Genomic DNA, 24430 nt, shown 5'->3' with positions numbered 1-24430 from the left:
AGCCCGTCCGGGGCAAACGCCTGGACGGGTTGATTTAAATACACGCTGTTACTTAACGCCAACGGCCGCTGCAAAGTCCTGCTGTTTTAAACCTGTGGCTTCACGTATCGCTTTCACGTCAATTTCGCTGAAGCTATGAACGTGCTGCTCCTTCGGCATTTGTTGACCTTTCTCGATCCTGACCATTTCTTCTGCACTCGCCAGCAGATCGGCAAACAATTCGTCTTTCATATACACCTCAGTTGGCTCTCTGGCGCTTAGGATAGATGAACATGATGTTTCTCTCAGTGCGTAGCCGGAGAAGCCCCTGCCGGAGGCGGCGCAAAGCACCTTGTCCGTTGGACAGATGCGCAGCATCGCCTCCGGGGCGCCGGGTTACATGCTATAACCCGGCTTCTTAATCAACTGCGCCATCTGCGGGGCGATCTCGCTGTCCCACACCGCCTGCCACGCGTCCGGCTCAACCTGAGTGAGCGCGACGCTGACCGCGCCCTCTTTACTGTTCAGATGGCGGATCAGCACCTCGGTAATGTCGGCGGCCAGCGCGGTTTTTTGTTCGTCAGTCAGTTCACGGGGAAAGCATTTAATATCAACATGCGGCATAGCAAAGACTCCTTGTTGTGAAGGCCATAACGCTACCACAGAATGGCGGTTGCGGTTGACATCGCGTGCGTTAAATCAGCTTGTTACGTCGTAGCGCCGCGGCCAGCTCCGGTCGCTGATAGACCGCCAGGGCGACGGCGGCAAATTTGGGCGTGTGGGCGTTAAACCACGCCTGCCTGGGCCCCCAGCTATACATCGCCGCGATATAGCAGTCCAGGAGGGTAACCGACGCGCCCAGCGCCCATGGCCCGGCGACCAGCTGCTGTTCGAACCAGAGATAGAGGTTGTTCCGGTACTGGCGACAATTCTCCACCAGCTGCTCCGCCGCGGCGGGCGCCCAGCGTTCCGGGTAGTCGGCATAGGTAAAGGTGGGATAGACATTCGCCACCAGCCAGATCAGCAGACGCTGAAACTGCTGACGCTGCGGCGTCCCCGGCGCGGGGGCCAGATCGGGGCGCTGGTCGAGGATCATCAGCGCGATGGCGGCGGTTTCGGTCATGATGCTGCCGTCGGCCAGCGTCAGGGTGGGCACCTGGCACAGCGGGTTAATCTGCCGCAGGCGCTCGCGCGCCGGGCCGGGCTGGTCAAAGCCCTCGACGTCAACCACCTCGTAGGGAATATCGGCCAGGGAGAGCATCAGCTCGCTAATCGTCGAGCCCCATCCCGGCACGCCATATACGGTAATCATGGTCTGCCTCCAGGGTAAAGCCTAAGTGTAGGCAGAAAATTGCCGCACACCTACCCGGCATACCCTGGCCCTGGCGGTTAGTAGGTGATCCCCGGCGGGTTGACTACCGACTGCGCCACCGCTTCGCCCTGCTCTCCCCAGCGCGCCAGCACCTGTTGATATTCACCGCGGGCGATCGCCCCGTCGAGGGCGGCCTGCAGGGCAAAGACCAGACCGTTGCCTTTTTTAGTGGTCGTCGCCACCCACGCTTTTTTCGGCCCCAGGCCTACCACCCGGGTCTGGCCGTTAAGGGCCGCTTTATAGGCGGCCACCGACTGCGGACCGAAAAAAATATCCGCCCGCCCGGACTGGATATAGAGGTTGCCGGAGGCATCATCGGTCAGGTAGACCGGCTGGGCCGGCGGCCGCCCGGCGGCCCGGTTGTCCTCATTCCAGCCCAGCAGGATCCGCTCCTGATTGGTGCCGGACCCAACGATCACTTTGCGCCCGGCAAGGTCCGCAGGTCCATGCACCGCGGCGATGTCGCTGGTGGATTTCACCGAGAAGGCCAGAGAGTCCACCCGATAGGTGGCGAAATCGAACTTCTCTTTGCGCTTCTCGGTTACCGCAATATTAATCAGCGCCACGTCATAGCGGCCGGCGGCGATGCCCAGCGGCCAGTCCTCCCACGCGGTGGGCACCAGCCTGAGCTTCAGGCCAAGGCTCCCTGCCAGCAGGCGGGCTATATCCGGGTCGCTGCCGATCCGCGTGCGGTTGTCGCTGGCCAGCAGCGCCAGCGGTGGCGAATTGAGCGCTGAGATTGCCACCGTCAGCGTCCCCGGCTCCACGAAACGGTAGCCCGGCGGAATTTTCGCTATCGCCTGCGGGTCGCGGGTGACCGGCAATGGCTGCTCATTGGCGCGCAGATCCAGCGCCGCGTGAGCGTCCAGCGCCAGGGCGCTGAATACAAGGGTCGCTATCGCTCTGTTCATGACGGCAGCACCCTGGATAAAAACTGCCGGGTACGCGGATGCTGCGGGTGGTTGAGCACCTCGTCGCTGCTGCCCTGCTCGACGATCCTGCCGTCGACCATAAACACCACCTGGTCGGCCACCTCGCGGGCAAAGCCAACCTCGTGGGTGACCACCACCAGCGTGGTGCCAGAGCGCGCCAGCTTCTTGATCACATCCAGCACCTCGCCCACCAGCTCCGGATCCAGCGCCGAGGTGGGCTCATCAAACAGGATCACCCGCGGGTCCAGCGCCAGCGCCCGGGCTATGGCGATACGCTGCTGCTGGCCGCCGGAGAGATGTCGCGACCAGGCGTCGGCTTTATTGCGCAGTCCGACGACGTCCAGCAGCTCCCAGGCACGGGCAATGGCTTCTTTGCGCGTGACCTGCCTGTGGGCGATCGGCGCCTCTATCAGGTTCTCCAGCACCGTCAGGTGCGGAAACAGGTTAAAGTTCTGGAACACGTAGCCGACGTTGATCCGCTGGCGGAGGATCTCCTTCTCTTTCATCTCATACAGCTTGTCGCCTTTGCGGCGATAGCCAATGTAGTCGCCATCAATCTGAATAAACCCCTCATCGACGCGCTCAAGGTGATTAATGGTGCGCAACAGCGTGGACTTGCCCGAACCGGAAGGGCCGAGGATCACCGTCACCGTGCCCGGAGGTATCTCCAGCGACACATCGTCCAGCGCCTTGTGGCGGCCATAGTATTTGCTGACCCCGGTGATAGAGATATGGCCATTACGAGAGCTGGGCATGGACGGCCTCCTGGGGCTGTGGTTGACGTGCGGGTTGATTCAGACGGCTGCCGCGGGCGCTGTTCACCGCCGAGCGGCGCTCACTGCGCGCCAGGCCACGTTCCACCAGGTACTGAATGGCGGAGAGGACGCTGGTGATCACCAGATACCAGGCGGCGCCGACCATCAACAGCGGGATCACCTCCTGGGTACGGTTGTAGATCATCTGGATGGTGTAGAACAGCTCCGGCATCGCCAGGACGTACACCATCGCCGTTCCTTTCGCCAGACTGATGATCTCATTGAAGCCGGATGGCAGGATGGTGCGCAGCGCCTGCGGCAGAATAATGCGCAGCGTGCGTCGCCAGGCGGGTAGCCCCAGCGCGGCGGCGGCTTCATACTGCCCGTGGTCAACGCCGAGGAACCCGCCGCGAATAATCTCCGCGGTATAGGCGCTCTGCACCAGGGTCAGGCCCACCACCGCCGTGGAGAATTGCCCCAGCACGTTTATCGTCTGGTAGCTGGCCCAGGTGACGTCGGTAAACGGGATCCCCAGCGACAGGGTGTCGTAGAGATAGGAGAAGTTGTAGAGAATGATCAGCACGACAATCAGCGGCAGCGAGCGAAACAGCCAGATATAGCCCCAGGCGAGGCTGCTGAGCAGCCATGAAGAGGACAAGCGGGCCAGCGCCAGCAGGCCGCCGAAGATCACGCTCAGTACCGTGCCGAGCAAGGTCAGAAGCAGGGTTTGCCCCAGCCCTTCGAGGATCACCGGGTCGAAGAACCAGCGGGCGAAGACGCCCCACTCCCAGCGCGGGTTAAAGGCCACCGACTGGATCACTACCGCCAGCACCAGCAGGGCCACCAGGGCCCCGACTACCCGCAGCGGATAGCGCGCCGGCACCACTTTGATCGTTTCAGATGAATGCATCATGCCTCCTCAGGCGCTGTGGCTGAAGGCGCTCACCGCCAGCGCTTTAGTGAACCGCAGTCGGCCATCGTAGGGCGGCTGACTGTACTCTTCGGGGTCTCGCGCGAGGTCGAACTGCGCCTCATACCCCTGGCTGAGATAGAGCTTGACCGCCTCCGGCTGACGAAAGCCGGTGGTCAGGTAGATATGGCTGTACCCGGCCAGCACCGCCCGCCGCTCCAGCTCCTGAACCACTTTCGCCGCCAGCCCCTGCTGGCGCAGACGGCGGTGCGTCCAGATACGTTTGATCTCTGCGGTGTGGCGATCCTTCGGCTTATAAGCGCCGGTGGCGATAATTTCGCCCTCACGCTCAAGGACGATAAACAGCCCCTGCGGCGGCAAATACCACTCGCTCAACTCCACTTCCGCATCGCGGGAAAAATAGTCACCGTAGCGGGCGGCGTATTCGGCAAACAGCCCGCTAATAATCGGCTGCAGCTCCGGTGCGTCCGGAGAAATATCGCGGAATGCTTCGCTCATCGCGCCTCCTGTCAGTCGCCCAGTCCGGGCGGGTTGATCTCCGATTGCGGAATGCTTTCCACCCCCTCTCCCCAGCGGTTAAGCACTTTGGCGTAGTCCCCGCTGGCGATAGCGCCGTTCAGCGCCGCCTGGACGGCATTCACCAGCCCGCTGTCTTTTTTCAGCGTCACCGCGATATGCGCCGCTTTCGGCCAGCCGCCGTCAACGCTGCCCACCAGTTTGGTTTTGCCGGTCAGCGCCGCCTTCCACGCGCCAATCACATTGGGGCCGAAAAAGGCATCGGCTCGTCCGGTCTGCAGCGCCAGAGTCTGGGCTGCATCATCCTTGGTGTAGACCGGGGTAAACGGCTTCAGCCCTTTTTTGACGTTCTCCGCGTTCCACGCCAGCAGGATCGCCTCCTGGTTGGTACCGGAGCCGACGATAATCTTCAGCCCGGCAATGTCCTCCGCCTTGTCAATTTTGTTCAGCGGACTGCTGCTTTTGACGTAGAAGCCCAGCGAATCTTTACGGTAGGTGGCGAAATCGAACTTCTCTTTCCGCGCTTTGGTGACGGTAATATTGCTGATCGCGGCATCATATTTGCCGGAGGTGACGCCCAGCGGCCAGTCTTCCCATGAAGTAGGAACCACGTTCACCTCCAGCCCGAGACTCTCCGCCACCAGCCGGGCGATATCCGTCTCGCTGCCGAGCAGGGTTTTGTTGTCAGCGGCGAAGACCGTCAGCGGCGGTGAGTTCAGGGCTGCCACCGCGACGGTGAATTTCCCCGGCACCGCCAGATGCAGATCTTTCGGCAACAGGGCAATGGCCTGCGGGTTTTTCGCTGTGTGAATGGGCGTTTTGTTGGCCTCAAGGCTTACCCCGGTGCCATTGATCTTGACGTCCTGTGCCCACGACGAGGCGCTAAATGCCAACGCGACGGCCAGCAAGAGTGTTGTTTTCTGCATAGCGTGATTCTCTTTTCTTATTTTTGGAATTGATTAGCGGGTAGCGCCAGTCCCAGACTTTCCCGCAGGGTGGTGCCCGGATAGTCGCGACGGAACAGGCCGCGCGCCTGTAACAGAGGCACCACCTCATCCACAAAGCGCGGAAAGGTTTCCGGCGTGCCGCCCTGAATAATGAAGCCGTCCGCCGCGCGCTGTTCGAACCACAGTTGCAGCCCGTCGGCGACATCGCTGGCGGTGCCGGTAAAGCGCGGACGCGGGCTCGCTGCCTCCAGGGCCACCTGGCGCAGGGTTAATCCGCGCTCGCGGGCGTGACGTTTAATCTCGTCGGTGGTACTGCGGAAGCTGTTTTGCCCGAGGTCGCCAATATCCGGGAACGGTTCATCAAGCGGATATTGCGAAAAATCATGGTGTTCGAAATACCGCCCCAGATAGTTCAGCGCATCCTCGATGGAGACCAGCGCCGCGGTGGTCTGGTACTGGCGCTCCGCGTCTTCGGCGTCATCGCCGACAATGACGCTGACGCCCTGGAAAATATGCAGCTGATCCGGAGTGCGCTGCCAGGCCGTCAGCTGGCTTTTCACGTCCTGATAAAATGCCTGCGCCTCGGCCAGCGATTCCTGATGGGTAAAAATGGCATCGGCGTGGCGTGCGGCTAATTTTTTGCCGTCGTCCGACGCGCCAGCCTGGAAAATAATCGGTCGTCCCTGCGGCGTGCGGGAAATATTCAGCGGCCCGGCCACTTTAAAGAAATCGCCGTGATGATCGAGCGTATGCAGCTTATTTTTGTCAAAGAACTGACCGGTCGCTTTATTACGCACAAAGGCATCTTCTTCCCACGAATCCCACAAGCCTTTCACCACCTGCAGATATTCATCGGCAATGCGATAGCGCAGCGCATGATCCGGATGCTGGGCCCGGGAGAAGTTTTTCGCTGATCCTTCCAGCGGCGAAGTGACCACGTTCCAGCCCGCCCGCCCCTGGCTTAAATGGTCGAGGCTGGCGAACTGGCGGGCGGTAGTAAACGGCTCGCTGTACGAAGTGGATAAGGTCCCCACCAGCCCCAGCCGCCGGGTGACCGCGGCCAGCGCGGAAAGCACCGTTAAAGGTTCGAAGCGATTTAAAAAATGGGGAATCGATTTTTCATTAATATATAAACCGTCGGCGACAAAAATAAAATCCAGTTTTCCCGCTTCCGCTTTTAACGCCGTCTCTGTAACAAAATCAAAATTAATACTGGCGTCCGCTTGCGCCGCCGGATGACGCCAGGCGGACATATTTCCCGATGCGCCATGTAATATCGTCCCCAGACGCAATTGTCGATTTTCAGACATAGCTACCCCTTCCCCTGTCATCCATTAAATGTGTTGTAATGCCTGCTCCGCCAGACGGGCGAAATAGTGCGCTGCGGGTGCAATAAGCCGTTCGTCCGGATTAAATGCCGGATGGTGCAGACCATATTCGCTGGCGCTGCCGATACTGACGAACGCCCCGGGAATATGCTGAAGATAGACCGCAAAATCTTCACCACCGAGATGCAGATCGGCGTGGTGGGTGCGGTACCCGGCCTGGGCCGCTACCTCGCTGGCGAAGTCGGCCCAGCGGGCGTCATTGACCAGCGCCGTCGGGCCGGCATACCAGAAGACGTCAATCTGCGCGCCAAAGGCGCTGGCGAAACCGGCCGCAATCTCGCTGACCCGGGCCTTGACCCGCTGCTGCACTTCACTGCTGTGGGTGCGCAGCGTCCCCTCCAGCTCGACGCTCTCCGGCAGCACGTTCCAGGTATTGCCTCCCTGGATCCGCGTCACGCTGAGCACCACCGAGTCGAGGGTGTTCACTTCCCGGCTGGCCACGCTCTGCAGCACCGTCACCAGCTGGCTGGCCAGCAGGATCGCATCCTTGCCTTCGTGGGGGCGGGCGGCATGCGCGCCCTTTCCGGTCACTTTGAAGACGAAGCGGTCGACGTTGGCGTAGAACGCGCCGCCGCGGGTGGCAAATTCACCCACCGGCAGGCCGGGCTCATTGTGCATGCCAAAGATCGCCGACACCTCCTCCAGCGCCCCGGCGCGGATCAGGGTTTTCGCCCCGCCAAAATTTTCCTCCGCCGGCTGGAACAGGATCCGCACCCGCCCCGGGAGTTCCGCTTCCCGATCCTTCAGCAGCAGCGCCGCTCCCAGCATTACGCTGGTGTGAATATCGTGCCCGCAGGCATGCATCACCCCTTGATTCTGCGAGCGGTAAGGCAGACCGGTCGCCTCCTCGATGGGCAACGCGTCGATATCCGCCCGCAGGGCTATCACCTTGTCGCCGCTGCCGACTTCGGCCACCAGCCCGGTTTTCAGATCGTAAGGCAGCAGGGTCAACCCGCCGCTTTGCAGCCAGTCGCGGATCCGCGCAGTGGTGGCCACCTCCTGCAGGGAGAGCTCCGGGTTCTGGTGCAGCTCGCGCCGCCAGCTAATCAGTTGTTGTTCAAAGGACATTCAGCACCGCCTTGCCGTAGTGAGCCTGCGCCAGCAGGCGCAGGGAGCGCAGGCGCGCAGGCCCGTCGCTAATGGGGGTATCAATGATGAGTTCATCCAGCTGATCTTCCGCCTGCAGCGCGTCCAGCCGGGCTTTCACCTCTTCGGGGGTACCCGATATCAGCGAAGATTCGCGGCGGGCGATACGGGTGGGACGGCTGCCGGCCTGGCGGGCAAAAGCAACGGCCTGCGCCTCACTGCCGACGGTCACCCGCTGGCCGTTCTCCAGCTCAACGCCCCAGACCTCCACCTGCTGCGCCAGCGCGGCGGCGGTAGCGGGATCGTCGGCGACCACCACCTGCACGGCGACAATCGCCTCGCGCGGGCTCAGCTCGCGCCAGCGGTTGAGCACCGTGCGGCGCAGCGCGCTGTCGCCATTGAGATGGGCGGCAAAGACAAAGTTCCAGTCAAGGCGGGCCGCCAGTTCAGCACTCTCCAGGCTGGCGCCGAGCAGAAAACCGTCTGCCCGGCGCGGCGGGATCGGCGTGGCGCGCAGACTCTCTTCCCCTCCGGGCTCAGTCAGCGACAGCCAGTTATCCAGCTGCGCCAGCTGGTCGGCAAAGGCGCCTTTCTCTTCCTGATGCAGGCCCTGCTGCAGCGCGCGGGTGGAGAGCGGCAGGCCACCAGGCGCCTTGCCGACCCCGAGATCGATGCGGCCCGGCGCGAGGGCGGCCAGCAGGTTGAAGTTTTCCGCAACCTTATAGGGGCTATAGTGCTGGAGCATGACGCCGCCGGACCCGAGGCGGATCCGCCGGGTGTGGCCCAGCAGCCAGGCGATAACCAGCTCCGGCGAGGGGCTCGCCAGCTGATCGGTATTGTGATGTTCGGCGACCCAGAAGCGGTGATAGCCCCAGGCTTCGGCGTGTTGCGCCAGCGTTAATGTACGCGCCAGCGCCTGCGCGGCGGTTTCCCCGGCGGCAAGCGGACTTTTATCCAGGATACTGATTCGATAAGACATTTCGCAGGCTCATATGAAAGTACGTGCCTGCATTATTAAAATCTCTGCTAACTATTGAGAAACAATTAATTCACATGTGTACTGCTGAAAATTAGATATGCCCGCCTGACCGCTGCGCTTCCAGCTCGCGGAGCAGCGCCTCGGCCTGCCGCGGACTGCGCAGCCGGACGAAGCGAATATGACGATATTGCGGATCCTGCATATCGGCCAGATAGCGTCGGCGATTCTGCCGCCAGGTTTTCAGCGTCCAGAGGATGATGGATTCCCGGCTGCAGAACGAACGGCGGAAACTCTCGCGGTTGCCGGTGCCCGGCCACAGCTCCTGACGGCGCCACGCCCGGCTCGCGGCCCGCCACACCGCCTGGCGCAGCGTGCGCCAGAGGCCATAATCCAGCCAGATCACCAGATCCACCTCGCGCCATTTGACCCCGCGGCTGCGATTGTAGTTGCCATCCAATACCCAGCCCGGGGTGGCCGTCGCGGCGGCAATGGCGGCGAAAAACGCCTCATCCGGCGCACCCTGCCAGTTCGGCCGCCAGTACAGGCGATCCAGTTCGATGCACGGCAGCCCCAGCCTGTGCGCCAGGCGACGAGCCAGGGTGGATTTGCCTGAGCCGCTGGTGCCGACCACGTTGATGTTCATCTCTGTTTCTCCCTGGTAGCCATTTCCGTTGTTTGTCGCCTTTGCCCGGATGGGAAAAGGCAGTATGTACAGCCGCTTACGACAGCAAGCAAAAGGCAAAAAATTTCCGGCTGATCGCCCCACCTGTCATGCCGCGCCAGTGGAGATAGCGCCGCCGCCGACAAAGCAGTCTTTATCCAGCGTCAGGCTGGCGATCTTATGCACCGGGCCTCGCATAAGTACCTGAAAATCCGCGCCGAAGGTGATGCGCAGCTGGCCGCCTGGCATGTTGACCTCCACCCGATCGTCCACCTTCGCTAACCGGCGCATGGCGCTGGCCGCCGCGCAGCTGCTGCTCCCGGAGGCCATCGTAAACCCGGCGCCCCGCTCCCAGATACCAATCTTCAGCGTATGGCGATCGACAACCTCCACGAACTGCACATTGCAGCGTTTGGGGAACAAAGGATGATGTTCAATTTGCGGCCCTAAGCGATGAACCTGTTCCAGGTCGAGCTTATCCACGAGAACAACGCAGTGGGGATTGCCCATAGATACCAGTACGACGGACAGGGTTTCATCCGCCAGCGGCAAGGGATAATTCACCGCCTCGGGCAAATTCACCAGGGCGGGTAACGCCGCCGGATTGAAATTCGCCCGCCCCATGTCGACGCTAATCTGATGAAAATCACGCTCCACGGTGCAATAGACGTCTCCGCCCGCCGTGTGCACTAAAAAGGGCTCATGCCCGACACGACCGATATCAAACAGATAGCGCGCATAGATCCGTAGCCCATTCCCGCTTTTCTCCGCCTCGGAGCCGTCCGGATTGATAATACGCAGCGTGGGGTGGGTTCGATCGCCGCTGTCGATCAGGAGACCATCAGAACCGACGCCATAGTGGCGATGGCACAGAATTCGAATATGCTCGTTGCTCAGCTGGTCGGCAACGGCGCGATGGCATACCAGGTAATCATTACCCAGTCCGTGATATTTATGAAAGTGCAAGGGGGTCATTGTGTAGGTCGCCTGGCGCTACGGGTATGTTTTTCCATCTTACAATACCTGCCCCGGCAGAATGAATTAAACAATAAGAGTTAACTGCTCTGTTCATTCTGCTCCCCTGCAGGCATCACGCTTCCTCCGCCTGCGCGGCGCCGTGACCAACGCTGAAGCCATTTATGCTGGAATAACCGGATATTAACATCAAAATCACTGATGATAATGGCTAAAAAATGGTCGTGGATGACCGGTTAAACGCCGGGCTGCGACCCGGCGAGCAGGTGGCCATCGCCCGTGGATAACGGATGCAAAAGCAGCGAACTGCCCCCCCGCCGTCCCCTGACAACCTCGCGCTTACCCCAGTCAACGCCAGCATACCAGCGCTTTCATTCTGTTGCGGGAAACTCTGCGACGCTGATCTCATTGATAAATCTGTCAAATGCTATCGGTAAATGTTTTAGGTGCGTAACTATTAGGTTACGTGTAGGATTCAGCGCCATGTCTGAGCTTATCTCCTACGTCAGAATGATGAGAAAGCCAGCATAATGTGCCAGCCGTCCTCCACGCCGGCTGCAAACATGGGCATTGACAGGAAACTGATACATCAATGAATACGAAACACGACACTGCAGCGGAGCACCATGCTGCAAAACGCCACTGGCTCAACTCACATGAAGCGGGTTATCACAAAGCGATGGGCAACCGTCAGGTACAGATGATCGCCATCGGCGGCGCCATCGGTACCGGTTTGTTCCTCGGCGCCGGGGCACGTTTACAAATGGCAGGGCCAGCGCTCGCACTGGTCTATCTGGTCTGCGGCATCTTCTCTTTCTTTATTCTTCGCGCCCTCGGCGAACTGGTTCTCCACCGCCCCTCGAGCGGCAGCTTCGTCTCCTATGCCAGGGAATTCCTCGGCGAAAAGGCCGCCTACGTGGCCGGCTGGATGTACTTCGTTAACTGGGCCATGACCGGGATCGTCGATATCACCGCCGTGGCGCTGTATATGCACTACTGGGGCGCGTTTGGCGATGTGCCGCAGTGGGTCTTCGCCCTCGGCGCGCTGGCCATCGTCGGCACCATGAACATGATCGGCGTGAAGTGGTTCGCCGAGATGGAGTTCTGGTTCGCGCTGGTCAAAGTGCTGGCGATCGTCGCGTTTCTCGTGGTTGGCACCATTTTCCTCGGCTCCGGTAAGCCGCTGGACGGTAATGCCACCGGCTTCCACCTGATCACCGATAACGGCGGCTTCTTCCCGCACGGCCTTCTGCCGGCGCTGGTGCTGGTGCAGGGCGTGGTCTTCGCCTTCGCCTCCATTGAACTGGTGGGCACCGCGGCCGGTGAGTGTAAGGATCCGGAGACGATGGTGCCGAAGGCCATCAACAGCGTGATCTGGCGTATCGGCCTGTTCTACGTCGGATCGGTGGTGCTGCTGGTACTGCTGCTGCCGTGGAACGCCTACCAGGCGGGACAGAGCCCGTTCGTTACCTTCTTCTCAAAACTGGGCGTACCGTATATCGGCAGCGTGATGAACATCGTGGTGTTAACCGCCGCCCTCTCCAGCCTCAACTCTGGCCTCTACAGCACCGGGCGTATTCTGCGCTCTATGTCGATGGGGGGCTCCGCGCCGAAGTTCATGTCGAAGATGAGCCGTCACCACGTCCCTTACGCCGGGATCCTGGCGACGCTGGCGGTGTACGTGGTCGGGGTGTTCCTCAACTATCTGGTGCCGTCGCAGGTGTTTGAGATCGTCCTCAACATCGCTTCGCTGGGGATCATTGCGTCCTGGGGCTTCATCGTGGTGTGTCAGATGCGTCTGCGCAAAGCGATTAAGGAAGGAAAAGCGGCTCAGGTGAGCTTCAGAATGCCAGGGGCGCCGTTCACCTCCTGGCTGACGCTGCTGTTCCTGTTTAGCGTACTGGTGCTGATGGCCTTCGATTATCCGAACGGCACCTATACCATTGGCTCCATCCCGTTGCTGGCGGTGCTGCTGGTGGCGGGCTGGTTTGGCGTGCGTAAACGCGTGCATGCGATTCACAGCACAGCGCCGACGCTCAAGCAGTAAATGGCAGGACTCCCGGTTTGTCCATCGCGGGCAAACCGGGAGGTCAGGACTTAGTTATCCTCAACCAGCTGCGACACGTCGCTGCTGTTAATTTCCCGCTTATTACCAGACTCATCGATATAGCTGGTCATCCCCGTTTCTTTATCCAGCTGCGGCTTGCCGTGGGTGACGATCGTCTGACCGCTTTTGGTGGTCATAACGTAGTTGGACGAACAGCCTGCCAGCAGCGCCAGCATCGCGCCGGCGCAAATCACCATGAATGGTTTTTTCATTTTATCTCCACTGATTACCACTGCCCGCGCGAGGCGGGAAAGCGATAAGTGTATAACCTTCAGGTTTATCAGGCCAATACGCGTTTGTAACAGAGGGTGAGATGCCGGGCGCAACCACCGGTAGCGATGGTCGTCGCGCCCGGGACCTTACAGGGCGATGCGGATCACGTCGTCCGGCGCCGTGGCCTCTTTCTCACGGCTGGATGCTTGTTTCACGCTGACGTACAGCGTTTTGCCGTCATCAGAGAGCGCCAGGCTGTTGGGATGGGTCGGCGTTTTAAAGGTCTTCACCACCTTATAGCTCTTGCCGTCGATAACGCTCACTTCCCCCGCCTTACGGTGCGTCACATAGGCTTCGTTGCGGGTGGGGTTAAACAGCACCGCCAGCGATTCCGGCGCGGTGATTTTCTCCAGCACTTTGCCGTCGCGGGTATCGACCACCAGCACTTCCGGCTGCTTGCTGTCGGTAATAAAGGCGCGGTGACCAGCGGTATCGAGGCTGAGGTTGAGGTAGAAATGCGCCTTGCCGTCATCCAGCAATTTTTTGCGCGACACAATGGTGTTGCTCTCGCTGTCGATGGTCAGCAGTTCGCCGTCGGCATTGGTGGTATAAAGGCGTTTCGCCTGCGGATCAATCGCCAGGCCGGTGGCCATCGCCCCGGTGCCGGTAATCGTCGTTTTCAGCTTCAGGGTAGCGCCATCCACCACCCAAATCACGCTCTCTTTGCCCAGACCGGTAATGTAGATAGTGTTGGTCTGCTCATTGACCGCCAGCTCGCGCGGCTGCAGCGGGCGCACGGTTTCACTGCGCTGACGCTCGTCCAGCACCAGTCGCCCCTTCACTGCGCCGGTTTTGGCGTCAATGGCGGTGACGGTGCTGTCGACGGTATTACCAAACCACAGCGTACCGGTGGCATGGTTGATAGCGGCGCCAAACGGCTTCAGATCGTTGTGAATAATCTGCGTCACGTCGAGGGTGGTGGGGTCAAGACGATAAACAATCCCCCCTTTGTCCAGCGAACGACTTTGCGAAGTGGCGACCCACAGCGCGTTCTCCTGCTGGCTGTAGGCCATTTCGTAGGCCCCTTTCCCGACGGCCTTGCGCAGCATCTCTTCCGCGGCGTGGGCGCTAAAGCTGCCTGCCAGCAGCAGAGAAGTGAATAACAGTGAATGGCGCAGACGCGGCGCGGCAAACTGACGTAATGACATGACGACTCCCTTTGATGAACCTGTATGTGCTGACCCGACATCGCTTCCGGCGGCAAAGTCATGGCTCTGCCTTATTTTGAATGCGAATAGTAATCATTAATCATCTCAAAGTGGAGCGCTAATTGTTGTTGCCCGGTAAATTCGTCAGCCTGGAGCACTATCCGTTAACCAACGGCAGTTAATAATTTTCAAATATTTTACAAACGGGGTAACATATATACATATGTTCCATTTGGTTCGTCTCCCGAGTACTATCGATGAAAATCCTATCCGTGCGACACGCGGCCCTGCCGGCCCTGCTGCTGCCGCTCATCGCCGCCGCCCAGGCCGCCGATGAACAAACCATGGTGGTGACCGCTGCGCCAACCACTGTTTCTGAACTGGATACCCCCGCCGCCGTCAGCGTGGTCAATGGCGATGAGATGCGCCAGGCCGCGCCGCGCGTCAACCTCTCTGAATCGCTGGGCGCCGTGCCGGGCCTGCAGGTGCAGAACCGACAAAACTATGCCCAGGATCTGCAGCTGTCGATTCGCGGCTTTGGCTCCCGCTCTACCTACGGCGTGCGCGGGCTGCGCATCTATGTGGACGGCATCCCGGCGACCATGCCCGACGGCCAGGGGCAGACCTCCAATATCGATATCGGTAGCGTCGACACCCTGGAGGTGCTGCGCGGCCCCTTCTCTGCCCTCTACGGTAACTCGTCCGGCGGGGTGATCAATGTCACCAGCCAGACCGGCACCCAGCCGCCCACCGTGGAAGCCAGCAGTTACTATGGCAGCTTCGGCACCTGGCACTATGGGATGAAAGCCACCGGCGCCGTTGGCGACGGCAGCCACGCAGGCGATGTGGATTACACGGTGTCGACTAACCGCTTCACCACCCATGGCTATCGCGATCACAGCGGCGCGCGCAAAAATCTGGCCAACGCCCGGCTGGGGGTGCGCATCAACGACGTCAGTAAGCTGACGCTGCTGCTGAACAGCGTTGATATCAAAGCCAATGACGCCGGCGGCTTAACCGCCGATGAATGGCGCGATAACCCGCGCCAGTCGCCGCGCGGCGACCAGTATAATACCCGCAAGGATACCCGGCAGACCCAGGCTGGCCTGCGCTACGAGCGCCAGCTGAGCGACCAGGACGATCTCAGCGTCATGATGTACGCCGGGGAACGCGAAACCACCCAGTACCAGTCGATCCCGCGCGCGCCGCAGCTGAAGCCGAGCCATGCCGGCGGGGTGATCGACCTCACCCGCCACTACCAGGGGATCGATACCCGGCTGACCCATCGCGGCGAGCTGCTGGTGCCGGTCACCCTGACCGCCGGTCTTGACTACGAGAACATGAGCGAGCGCCGCAAGGGCTATGAAAACTTTGTGATGGTCAACGGCGCGCCGCAGTATGGCGAACAGGGCGCGCTACGCCGTAACGAACGTAACCTGATGTGGAACGTCGACCCTTACCTGCAAACCCAGTGGCAGCTCACCGACAAACTTTCGCTCGATGCCGGGGTGCGCTACAGCTCGGTATGGTTCGATTCGAATGATTACTACATCACCCCAGGCAATGGCGACGACAGCGGCGATGCCAGCTATCACAAATGGCTGCCCGCAGGCTCGCTGAAGTATGCCCTGACCGACGCCTGGAACGTTTACCTCTCCGCTGGCCGCGGCTTCGAGACGCCGACCATTAACGAGCTGTCATACCGCGCCGATAACCAGAGCGGTCTCAACTTCGGCCTGAAGCCCTCCACCAACGACACGGTGGAGATCGGCAGCAAAACGCGGATCGGCAATGGGTTGCTCACCGCCGCCCTGTTCCAGACCGATACCGATAATGAGATCGTGGTCGACAGCAGCAGCGGCGGACGCACCAGCTATAAAAACGCCGGCAAGACCCGTCGTCAGGGGATGGAGCTGGGACTGGATCAGCAGTTTGGCGAGAGCTGGCGCCTGAAGGCGGCCTGGACCTGGCTTGACGCGACCTATCGCACCAACGTCTGCGGCGACGCCAGCTGCAACGGCAACCGTATTCCGGGGATCGCGCGCAATATGGGTTACGCCTCCTTCGGCTATCAGCCGGAGCAGGGCTGGTACGCCGGGAGCGATATTCGCTACATGAGCGACATCATGGCGAATGACGAAAACACCGCCAAAGCCCCTTCCTGGACGGTGGTCGGCCTGACGACCGGCTATAAGTGGAGCTATGGCAGGATGGATATGGATCTGTTCGGCCGGGTCGACAACCTGTTCGACCGCGAATACGTCGGGTCCGTCATCGTTAACGAGTCCAACGGACGCTACTACGAGCCCGCGCCGGGACGCAACTACGGTATCGGGCTGAACCTCGCCTGGCGCTTCGAGTAACGCCCGGCTTCGCCCGCGGACCGGCGGGCGAAGGCGTTACCCTCAGGCGCTGGCGCCCGGGACGCTGATTAAAGCAGGTTTCTCAGGGACAATTCGAAAATGATCTTTTCCGCCTGGCAGGAGAAGGCGATGGACAGATCGAGTTTCACCTCGTCGCCGGCGGCGGCGAGCGTGTAGTCAACCTGCGGTGGTTCACTGGCCGGCGCCGCCGCGGCGGCACGCTCGCGAACGGCGGCTACGGTTGACTCCGCTTCCTCGCGGCTCGGGAATAACTTCTCAGCCCGGTAGACGCAGTCCTCGTTATCAATAATTGTCCCGACATCAATGGCGCAGCCTTTGGTGCTGCATTTATCTACTACATCTTTCATCGTCATAACCTCTTGAGTTTTCTTAAGGATAAGAATCCGCTCGCCGAAAAGCAAACCATTAATATCCGTAAGGATTAGCGATTTTTATTCTATCGCGCCGCGCCGGACGCTAGCTTGCGCCATCGCAAGGCGAGGCATGATGATGCAGGACCGCCGCGACTCACCGCGCGATTGCCCCTGCAACCGTGCTAGCCATCACACTATTCTGCACACTTTCTCGTCTGCCTCGCGCCACAGCGTTAGTCTGGTCACAGAACAACGCCAACAAGGAGCTGCTATGGCACTGCCGATAATGATTGATTGCGATCCGGGACATGATGACGCGATCGCCCTGGTCCTCGCCCTCGCCTCGCCGGAGCTGGAGGTGAAAGCCGTCACCGCCTCCGCAGGCAACCAGACCCCGGAGAAGACTCTGCGCAACGTGCTGCGTATGCTGACCCTGCTGAACCGCGCGGATATTCCGGTCGCCGGCGGCGCGTGGAAGCCGTTAATGCGCGATCTGATCATTGCCGATAACGTGCACGGGGAAAGCGGACTGGATGGCCCGAACTTGCCGGAGCCGGCCTTTGCGCCGCAAAACTGCACCGCCGTCGAGCTGATGGCCAGGGTGCTGCGCGAAAGTCAGGAGCCGGTGACGCTGGTAGCCACCGGGCCGCAGACGAACGTGGCGTTGCTGCTCGCCAGCCATCCTGAGCTGCACGCGAAGATCGCCCGCATCGTGATCATGGGGGGCGCTATGGGGCTGGGCAACTGGCAGCCGGCGGCGGAGTTTAATATCTACGTCGATCCGCAGGCGGCGGAGATGGTCTTTCAGTCTGGGATCCCGGTGGTGATGGCAGGCCTGGATGTCACCCACCGGGCGCAGATCCTTCCTGCGGATATTGAGCGATTCCGCCAGATTGGCAATCCGGTATCAACCATCGTCGCCGAACTGCTCGACTTCTTTATGGCCTACCACAAGGACGAAAAGTGGGGCTTCGACGGCGCGCCGCTCCACGACCCCTGCACCATCGCCTGGCTCCTCAAGCCGGAGCTCTTTACCACTATCGAGCGCTGGGTCGGCGTGGAAACGGAAGGCAAATATACCCAGGGGATGACGGTGGTCGATTACTACCATCTGACCGGCAATCCGCCCAATACCACCCTGATGCTGGATGTGGACCGCGAAGCCTTTGTCGATCTGCTCGCCCAGCGGTTAGCCTTTTACGCCTGATATTGATGCAGCGCCTCTCTTCCCGGCCGGGAGAGAGGCGCGTTCAGGCTATACCCGGCGTATTAGTCGTCCGCCGACACGCGGATCACCACCTTACCAAAGTTTTCACCTTTCAACAGGCCGATCAGCGCCTGCGGCGCCTGCTCCAGACCGTCGATCAGCTGTTCGCGATATTTAATTTTACCCTCCTGCACCCAGCGCCCCATCTGCTGCTGGAATTCCGCGATCCGATGCCCATAATCCTGGCCGATAATAAAGCCCTGCATCCGAATGCGTTTCTTGAGGATGGTCGCCATCAGCAGCGGCAGACGGTCCGGCCCGTCCGGCAGACCGGTGGCGTTATAGCCGCTCACCAGTCCGCAGACCGGAACCCGCGCCGCGGTGTTGAGCAGCGGCAGCACCGCGTCAAAAACCTTGCCGCCGACGTTTTCGTAGTAGACGTCAATGCCCTGCGGGCAGGCCTGGGCCAGCTGTTCGGCAAAGTCCGCCGCGCGATGGTCAAGGCAGACATCAAAGCCTAAGGTGTCAACCGCATAGCGACATTTCTCCGCGCCGCCGGCGACGCCGACGGTACGGCAGCCCTTAATTTTGCCGATCTGTCCGACCGTAGCGCCCACCGGCCCGGTGGCTGCAGCGACCACCAGCGTGTCACCCGGCTTCGGCTGGCCAATGTCCAGTAATCCCATGTAGGCGGTGAAGCCCGGCATCCCCAGCACCCCCAGCGACCAGGACGGGTGCTGCGGGTTGTCCCCCAGCTTCACCAGCCCGCTGCCGTCGGAAAGCTCATAATCCTGCCAGCCGCTGTAGCCCAGCACCCAGTCGCCGGGTTGAAAATCATCATGCTGCGAGGTCACGACGCGACTCACGGTCCCGCCCACCATCACCGCGCCGATGGCCACCGGCGGTGAATAGGACGGCGCGTCGCTCATCCGCCCGCGCATATAGGGATCCAGCGATAAATAAACGGTACGCAGCAGAACCTGACCCGGCCCCGGCGTCGGCACCTCACGCTCTTCCAGGCGGAAATGCTCTGCCGTCGGTTCACCATGGGGACGGGAAGCCAGTACCCAGCGGCGATGGCGTTGCGGTTGTTCTGACATAGCAAACTCCTCTTGTTAGCAGACAGTACTGAGGCTAGCTGCTTTATGCGCAATGCGCTTTATCATTAAGAGCCGGATGGCGACTGATTAAGGCGCACCACCAGATAGACGCAGGTCTCTGCGGATTCATTGATAAAGCGGCAGTCGTTCGGTGGGCCGAGCTCCAGACAGTCCCCGGTCTGCATCTCGTGGCGGGTATTCCCTTCCAGGAACACCAGCTCGCCCCGCTGCAGCCAGATCAGCTGGCGGGCCAGCGCATAGGACGAAGCCGGCATCGGCACATCGCTGCCGGGCGGCAGCTCGATCTGCACCAGGTCAATGGGCAGATCGCTGCGCGGCGAAACGTGGCGGCGGAGATAGTGGCTTTGCGGGTCGTGCCATACCGGCTGGCTGGCAAAACGCAGCAGCTTGCCTTCCTGCATTTCCGCCCTGGCGATCAGGGTCGACATACTGATGCCGAAGGCGCCGGAAAGGCGGCCCAGCATCGACGCCGTCGGGCTGCTTTCGCCGCGCTCGATTTTATGGATCATCGCCCGCGAGGCGCCGGCCCGTTCGGCCAGGTCGTTCAGCGACCAGCCACGGGATTCGCGCTCGATGCGGATGCGCGCGCTGATACGCTGATTGAGGTTGTCTTCTATAGTGTTCATAACGTAACACTATAGTGTGCGCACAGGCATTACACAACCGCTCGTCGTGCCGCGTAACCCCTGGCCCATCAGGAAAAAATTTGCTGAAAACGGATGACAGCGTGGTGTTCATTATTGTAATAATATCGTACTACTATAGTGTACGAAAAACTGAGGTTTGCTATGTCCATCCGCCCTGCCATTAAAGACGATTGCGCGGCGATCGCCGAGATCTATAACCACGCCGTCGTGCATACCGCCGCTATCTGGAATGACAAAACCGTGGATACCGACAACCGCATCGCATGGTTTGAAGCCCGCCAGCTGGCAGGCTTTCCGGTTCTGGTGAGCGAGGAAAACGGCGTCATCACCGGTTATTCCTCCTTTGGCGACTGGCGCGCGTTTGACGGCTTTCGCCACACCGTGGAGCATTCGGTGTACGTTCACCCCGAGCACCAGGGGAAAGGCCTGGGCCGCAAACTTCTGGTCGCCTTGATCACCGAAGCGCGTCGGCTGAATAAACATGTGATGGTCGCCGGGATCGAGTCGCAGAACCACGCCTCGCTGCACCTGCATGAAACGCTGGGCTTTATCACCACCGGGCAGATGCCGCAGGTGGGAACCAAATTTGGTCGCTGGCTGGATCTGACCTTTATGCAGCTGCAGCTTGATGCGCGCCAGGACCCGGACGGCCAGGCATGAATGGGTCGCTTACCCTCGCCTTTCTGGTGGCCGCCGGCGTAGGCCTGGTGGTGCAGAACACCCTGATGGTGCGCATCACCCAGTCGGTGTCGACGATCCTCATCGCCATGCTGCTCAATTCGCTGGTAGGTATCGTTATTTTCGTGACCTTGTTGCTGCTGCGCCAGGGTGTCGCCGGCTTTCATGAGCTGGCCCTGAACGTGAAGTGGTGGACGCTGATCCCCGGCATGCTGGGATCCTTTTTCGTCTTCGCCAGCATCAGCGGCTATCAGACCGTGGGCGCAGCCACCACCATCGCGGTACTGGTGGCCAGCCAGCTGGTCGGCGGGTTGATCATGGATTTAATTCGCGCCCACGGCGTACCGCTGCGGGCGCTGATCGGGCCATTATGCGGCGCGGTGATGCTGGTGGTGGGCGCCTGGCTGGTGGCCAGACGCCAGTTCTGAGCGACTGTTCAGAGGATCGCGCCGCCTTTGGTCAACTGCTCGCGGCGCGCGTCCTGCTCTTCCTGATGCTGTCGCCCATGGTGAGCGATGGCGGTGCGCAGGCGCTGCTGCTGAGTATAGCGTTCCTCACGACTGAGCTGCGCGTCATCGCTCAGGGCGATCAGCAGCTCATTCATATGCGCGATAACGCCCTCGGCAAGGATGTCATCGACTTTAACGATGACCTCATCCAGATGTGCCATTCTGTTCTCCTTTCACTTAATTCAGCTTCGCTTTGGAAAAATCGCTCCCCATCATGCTCACAGTGTAGCCGCTGACGTTGCTGCGGGTGGCATAGAAGGTCTTGCCGGTCGCCAGGGTGATCCACGGCGCCTGCTGGTAAAAGATCTCTTGCGCCTGTTCGTAGAGTTTGGCGCGCGCCTGCGGATCGCTCACCAGCAGGGCTTTCTTCACCAGCGCGTCATACGACTTATCGCACCAGCGGGCGGCATTAGAGCCGGTCTGGATATTATCACAGCTGAGCAGCGTGCCGGCAAAGTTGTCCGGGTCGCCATTGTCTGACATCCAGCCGTACAGGGCGCTGTCGTGTTCGCCTTTACGCATGCCGGCCAGGTATTCGCCCCACTCATAGCTGACGATCTTCGCTTTCACCCCGACTTTCGCCCAGTCGTTTTGGATCATTTCAGCAATGCGTTTTGAGTTCGGGTTGTAGGGACGCTGAACCGGCATCGACCACAGGGTCACTTCCGCCCCTTGCTCCAGACCCGCCTGTTTGAGCAGCGCCTTCGCTTTCTGCGGATCGTAGTCGTAGTCCGGGAGGTCTTTTTTATACCCGAGCATGGTGGATGGGATCGGCGACTTCGCCACCGTACCGGAATCGAGGAACACCGCCCTGACGATGGCCTGTTTGTCGGTGGCGTAGTTTAACGCCTGGCGCACCAGCACATTATCAAACGGTTTCTTCTCGGTGTTGAACGCCAGATAGCCGACGTTCAGCGCCTCGACGGCGTGCAGCGTCAGATCGTTATTGCCCTTGATCACCGGGAACTGTACCGGCGAAGGCGCCGGAATAATCTGGCACTCGTTAGTCTGCAGTTTAGCCAGCCGGGTCTCGACGTTCGGCGTGATGGAGAAGATCAGGTGCTTCGTCGGCACCTCGCCTTCCCAGTAGTGGGGATTGGCGATATAGCGGATTTGCGAATCCACTTTATACTGCTGCAGAGCATAGGGTCCGGTGCCGACAGGCCAGTTATCGACGTTTTCTGGCGTTCCTTTCTTCAGCATCGCCTCGCCATATTCCGCCGACAGAATAGAGGCGAAGTCCATTCCCCAGTCGGCAAGAAACGCCGCGTTCGGCTGATTGAGCACAAACTGGACGTGATAGTCATCGACCTTTTTCACCGACTTAATCAGCTTATCGAGGCCCACGTCGTGGAAGTACTCATAGTTCCCCTGCGACACCTTGTGATAAGGATGCTGAGGATCCATCTGGCGCAGTACCGAAAACAGGACGTCGTCGGCGTTAAAATCGCGGGTCGGTTTGAAGAATTTATTGCTGTTGAACTTCACTCCCTGACGCAGCGTGAAGGTCCAGGTTTTGCCATCTTCAGAGACGTGCCACTCGGTGGCCAGCGACGGGATCGGCGTGTTCTTCACCGGGTCAAAGGTGACCAGGCGGTTATACAGCACCTGCGAGCTGGCGACGAACGACGGGCCGGAGCTGGCGATCTGCGGGTTGAAGGACTCCGGGGAGGCCTCTGAGCAATAGACCAGCGTGTCATTGCCCGCGGCCCATGCGGCGCTGGCCGGCAGCAGCGCGCTCAGCAGCAGCGCCAGCGTGGTTTTCCCTGTAGACATGGTTATAAGTCCTGATTATTGATTATAAGAACCGTAATAACAGCACAGCCCCTGGCCCCCGGCAAATAATCAATGGCTATCACCTTATGCCAATCGCGCTGAATTTGCTGGTTTAAACGGCGTCGCGCTGCTTTTTACGCCAGGTACGGTTGGGATGTTGTGAGCTACGCACAATTCCGGCAAAAAAATGTGCGATAACCGCCCCGCTCACGCCCGCCGCCAGCCGCGACCGGTACACTGGAGGAACCGCAGAATAAGAGGTTACCTCCATGACAATCACCTGCAATCTGTACATTGCCGGCCAGTGGCACGATGCCGAAGACCATCGGACCTTTACCCGGCGCCACCCTGCCCACGACGACATCGCCTCGGTTGCCGCTGCCGCCAGCCTCGCCGACGGTAAACGCTGCGTCGAGGCCGCGGCCAGCGCCTTCCCGCAGTGGCGCGATACATCCCCGGCGGAACGGCGACGCTTACTGCTCGACGCGGCGGAACATATGCTGCTGCGGGAAGCTAAATTTATCGCCGCCATGGCGGCGGAGACCGGCGCCACCGCCCACTGGGCGGGATTTAACGTCCATCTGGCGGCCGATATCCTGCGCGAAGCGGCGGCGCTGACCACCCAGATCGAAGGGCAGATCATTCCATCCAACGTGCCGGGCAATCTGGCGATGGGGGTCCGCCAGGGTGCCGGCGTGGTGCTGGGCATGGCGCCGTGGAACGCGCCGCTGATCCTTGCCACCCGGGCGCTGGCGACGCCGCTGGCCTGCGGCAACACGGTGATCCTCAAGGGCGCTGAGCTCTCTCCGGCTACACAAGGATTGATTATCGACGCCCTCGACGCGGCGGGCTTCCCGCCGGGCGTGGTGAACTATCTTACCTGCGCGCCTCAAGACGCGCCGGCGCTGGTGGAGTCGCTGATCGCCCATCCGGCGGTGCGGCGCGTCAACTTTACCGGCTCCACGCCGGTGGGGCGGATTATCGCCCGCACCTGCGGGCAGTATCTGAAACCGGCGGTGCTGGAGCTCGGTGGCAAAGCGCCGCTGCTGGTCCTCGACGATGCCGACATTGAGCAGGCGGCGGCGGGCGCCATTTTTGGCGCCTTCGCCAACGCCGGACAGATCTGCATGTCCACCGAGCGCATTATTGTCGACAACGCCGTGGCGGAGCGCTTTATCCCTCTGCTGACCAGGCGCGCCGCTTCTCTCCCCGCCAGCCTGACCGGCCCGGTGGTCGACATGAACACCGCCACCCGCTGCAACGCGTTAATCGACGATGCCTTAGCCAAAGGCGCCCGCCTGCTGACCGGCGGCAAAGCCAGCGATACCCACATGGCGCCTACCTTGCTGGACGGCGTCACCCGCGAGATGCGGCTGTGGAACGAAGAGTCCTTCGGCCCGGTAAAAGCGATTATTCGCGTTAATAACGATGAAGAGGCGCTGGCGGTAGCCAATGACAGCGACTATGGCCTTTCCGCTGCGGTCTACAGCCGCGACAGCGCCAGAGCGTGGAACCTGGCGCAACGTCTGCAAACCGGCATCTGCCATATCAATGGTCCAACTGTTCATGATGAAGCGCAAATGCCGTTTGGCGGCTGCAAAGCCTCCGGCTATGGCCGGTTCGGCGGTCGGGCCGGGATTGCGGAATTTACCGAGCTGCGCTGGATAACGCTCCAGACCCAGCCTCGCGAACTGCCATTCTGACGC

Annotated in this window: 23 protein-coding genes and 3 pseudogenes; 7 read left to right on the top strand and 19 right to left on the bottom strand. The window is 60.6% G+C overall.

Annotated elements, in window-relative coordinates; translation table 11 throughout:
* Nucleotides 1–54: 54 nt before the first annotated feature.
* From ABLV52_RS06415 to dapF, 12 genes and pseudogenes are all read right to left on the bottom strand, one after another.
* Nucleotides 55–231 (bottom strand): annotated as a pseudogene (locus ABLV52_RS06415) (transcriptional regulator); the annotation flags it as partial.
* Nucleotides 232–375: 144 nt separating this feature from the next.
* Nucleotides 376–603 carry a tautomerase PptA gene (pptA, locus tag ABLV52_RS06410; protein WP_004891592.1) on the bottom strand — a complete coding sequence of 76 codons (228 nt, stop codon included), beginning with the start codon at nt 601–603 and terminating at the stop codon, nt 376–378.
* Between the two features lie 70 nt (nt 604–673).
* Nucleotides 674–1291, bottom strand: coding sequence for a glutathione S-transferase family protein (locus ABLV52_RS06405; RefSeq protein ID WP_087776974.1), 618 nt, complete (start codon nt 1289–1291; stop codon nt 674–676).
* 77 nt (nt 1292–1368) lie between these two features.
* The gene (locus ABLV52_RS06400) at nt 1369–2220 is read right to left on the bottom strand and encodes a transporter substrate-binding domain-containing protein (RefSeq protein WP_072198978.1); all 852 of its coding nucleotides are present in this window, start codon (nt 2218–2220) and stop codon (nt 1369–1371) included.
* A gap of 38 nt (nt 2221–2258) precedes the next feature.
* Nucleotides 2259–3038: an amino acid ABC transporter ATP-binding protein gene (locus ABLV52_RS06395; protein WP_032453069.1), complete on the bottom strand. Its 780-nt coding sequence runs from the start codon at nt 3036–3038 to the stop codon at nt 2259–2261.
* Nucleotides 3022–3948, bottom strand: coding sequence for an amino acid ABC transporter permease (locus ABLV52_RS06390; RefSeq protein ID WP_087827038.1), 927 nt, complete (start codon nt 3946–3948; stop codon nt 3022–3024). The genes ABLV52_RS06395 and ABLV52_RS06390 overlap by 17 nt, the downstream gene beginning before the upstream one ends.
* A gap of 9 nt (nt 3949–3957) precedes the next feature.
* A complete protein-coding gene (locus tag ABLV52_RS06385; RefSeq protein ID WP_004202731.1) occupies nt 3958–4467 on the bottom strand; it encodes a GNAT family N-acetyltransferase in 510 nt (169 codons plus the stop codon).
* An 11-nt stretch (nt 4468–4478) separates the two neighbouring features.
* A pseudogene (locus ABLV52_RS06380) lies at nt 4479–6742 on the bottom strand (NtaA/DmoA family FMN-dependent monooxygenase).
* A 24-nt stretch (nt 6743–6766) separates the two neighbouring features.
* Nucleotides 6767–7888, bottom strand: a complete 1122-nt coding sequence (locus tag ABLV52_RS06375; RefSeq protein WP_048297620.1) for a M20 peptidase aminoacylase family protein — start codon at nt 7886–7888, stop codon at nt 6767–6769.
* The gene (locus ABLV52_RS06370) at nt 7878–8885 is read right to left on the bottom strand and encodes an MsnO8 family LLM class oxidoreductase (protein WP_348890176.1); all 1008 of its coding nucleotides are present in this window, start codon (nt 8883–8885) and stop codon (nt 7878–7880) included. The genes ABLV52_RS06375 and ABLV52_RS06370 overlap by 11 nt, the downstream gene beginning before the upstream one ends.
* Nucleotides 8886–8976: 91 nt before the next feature.
* On the bottom strand, nt 8977–9528 hold the full coding sequence (locus ABLV52_RS06365) for a (d)CMP kinase (protein WP_044523492.1): 552 nt from the start codon (nt 9526–9528) through the stop codon (nt 8977–8979).
* 126 nt (nt 9529–9654) lie between these two features.
* Nucleotides 9655–10521 carry a diaminopimelate epimerase gene (gene dapF / locus ABLV52_RS06360; protein ID WP_348890175.1) on the bottom strand — a complete coding sequence of 289 codons (867 nt, stop codon included), beginning with the start codon at nt 10519–10521 and terminating at the stop codon, nt 9655–9657.
* Nucleotides 10522–10637: 116 nt separating this feature from the next.
* Here dapF and ABLV52_RS06355 point away from each other — a divergent pair.
* Nucleotides 10638–10733 (top strand): annotated as a pseudogene (locus ABLV52_RS06355) (LysR family transcriptional regulator); the annotation flags it as partial.
* A gap of 380 nt (nt 10734–11113) precedes the next feature.
* Nucleotides 11114–12568 (top strand): L-asparagine permease, encoded by a 1455-nt coding sequence (gene ansP / locus ABLV52_RS06350; RefSeq protein ID WP_023289881.1) that lies wholly within the window; start codon nt 11114–11116, stop codon nt 12566–12568.
* Between the two features lie 50 nt (nt 12569–12618).
* Here ansP and ABLV52_RS06345 read toward each other — a convergent pair whose 3' ends face one another.
* Both ABLV52_RS06345 and ABLV52_RS06340 read right to left on the bottom strand, forming a co-directional pair.
* Complete coding sequence (locus tag ABLV52_RS06345) at nt 12619–12840, bottom strand: YgdI/YgdR family lipoprotein (protein ID WP_002906779.1); 222 nt, start codon at nt 12838–12840, stop codon at nt 12619–12621.
* A gap of 147 nt (nt 12841–12987) precedes the next feature.
* Complete coding sequence (locus ABLV52_RS06340) at nt 12988–14049, bottom strand: YncE family protein (protein ID WP_032453078.1); 1062 nt, start codon at nt 14047–14049, stop codon at nt 12988–12990.
* Nucleotides 14050–14306: 257 nt separating this feature from the next.
* Between ABLV52_RS06340 and pqqU the strand changes: the two genes are divergently transcribed.
* Nucleotides 14307–16412 carry a TonB-dependent receptor PqqU gene (gene pqqU / locus ABLV52_RS06335; protein ID WP_023289883.1) on the top strand — a complete coding sequence of 702 codons (2106 nt, stop codon included), beginning with the start codon at nt 14307–14309 and terminating at the stop codon, nt 16410–16412.
* A 68-nt stretch (nt 16413–16480) separates the two neighbouring features.
* Here the strand turns inward: pqqU and ABLV52_RS06330 are convergent, their stop codons facing one another.
* Nucleotides 16481–16780, bottom strand: coding sequence for a DUF406 domain-containing protein (locus ABLV52_RS06330; RefSeq protein ID WP_020481014.1), 300 nt, complete (start codon nt 16778–16780; stop codon nt 16481–16483).
* A gap of 277 nt (nt 16781–17057) precedes the next feature.
* Here ABLV52_RS06330 and rihA point away from each other — a divergent pair, with 277 nt between their 5' ends.
* On the top strand, nt 17058–17993 hold the full coding sequence (rihA, locus tag ABLV52_RS06325; RefSeq protein WP_023289884.1) for a pyrimidine-specific ribonucleoside hydrolase RihA: 936 nt from the start codon (nt 17058–17060) through the stop codon (nt 17991–17993).
* A 62-nt stretch (nt 17994–18055) separates the two neighbouring features.
* On the opposite strand, the gene ABLV52_RS06320 is transcribed toward rihA, so the two are convergent.
* Together ABLV52_RS06320 and ABLV52_RS06315 are read right to left on the bottom strand one after the other, a co-directional pair.
* Nucleotides 18056–19093 carry an NADP-dependent oxidoreductase gene (locus ABLV52_RS06320; protein WP_044523497.1) on the bottom strand — a complete coding sequence of 346 codons (1038 nt, stop codon included), beginning with the start codon at nt 19091–19093 and terminating at the stop codon, nt 18056–18058.
* Between the two features lie 65 nt (nt 19094–19158).
* Entirely contained in the window at nt 19159–19740 is a 582-nt protein-coding gene (locus ABLV52_RS06315) for an XRE family transcriptional regulator (protein WP_023289886.1), read from the bottom strand.
* A 162-nt stretch (nt 19741–19902) separates the two neighbouring features.
* On the opposite strand from ABLV52_RS06315, the gene ABLV52_RS06310 reads away from it, so the two are divergent.
* Nucleotides 19903–20421, top strand: a complete 519-nt coding sequence (locus ABLV52_RS06310) for an N-acetyltransferase family protein (protein ID WP_348890174.1) — start codon at nt 19903–19905, stop codon at nt 20419–20421.
* The gene (locus tag ABLV52_RS06305) at nt 20418–20867 is read left to right on the top strand and encodes a DMT family transporter (protein ID WP_023289888.1); all 450 of its coding nucleotides are present in this window, start codon (nt 20418–20420) and stop codon (nt 20865–20867) included. The genes ABLV52_RS06310 and ABLV52_RS06305 overlap by 4 nt, the downstream gene beginning before the upstream one ends.
* Nucleotides 20868–20875: 8 nt before the next feature.
* On the opposite strand, the gene ABLV52_RS06300 is transcribed toward ABLV52_RS06305, so the two are convergent.
* The gene (locus ABLV52_RS06300; protein ID WP_023289889.1) at nt 20876–21109 is read right to left on the bottom strand and encodes a YdcY family protein; all 234 of its coding nucleotides are present in this window, start codon (nt 21107–21109) and stop codon (nt 20876–20878) included.
* A gap of 16 nt (nt 21110–21125) precedes the next feature.
* The gene (locus tag ABLV52_RS06295) at nt 21126–22724 is read right to left on the bottom strand and encodes an ABC transporter substrate-binding protein (protein WP_023289890.1); all 1599 of its coding nucleotides are present in this window, start codon (nt 22722–22724) and stop codon (nt 21126–21128) included.
* Between the two features lie 269 nt (nt 22725–22993).
* Here ABLV52_RS06295 and ABLV52_RS06290 point away from each other — a divergent pair, with 269 nt between their 5' ends.
* Nucleotides 22994–24427, top strand: coding sequence for an aldehyde dehydrogenase (locus ABLV52_RS06290; protein WP_348890173.1), 1434 nt, complete (start codon nt 22994–22996; stop codon nt 24425–24427).
* The last annotated feature ends 3 nt before the right edge of the window (nt 24428–24430 follow it).

The organism is Klebsiella sp. GB_Kp056 (assembly GCF_040064755.1).
GTDB classification, from domain to species: Bacteria; Pseudomonadota; Gammaproteobacteria; order Enterobacterales; family Enterobacteriaceae; genus Klebsiella; species Klebsiella quasipneumoniae.
Note: the sequence above shows the minus strand (reverse complement) of the source record. Positions and strands in the feature narration are given on the sequence as shown.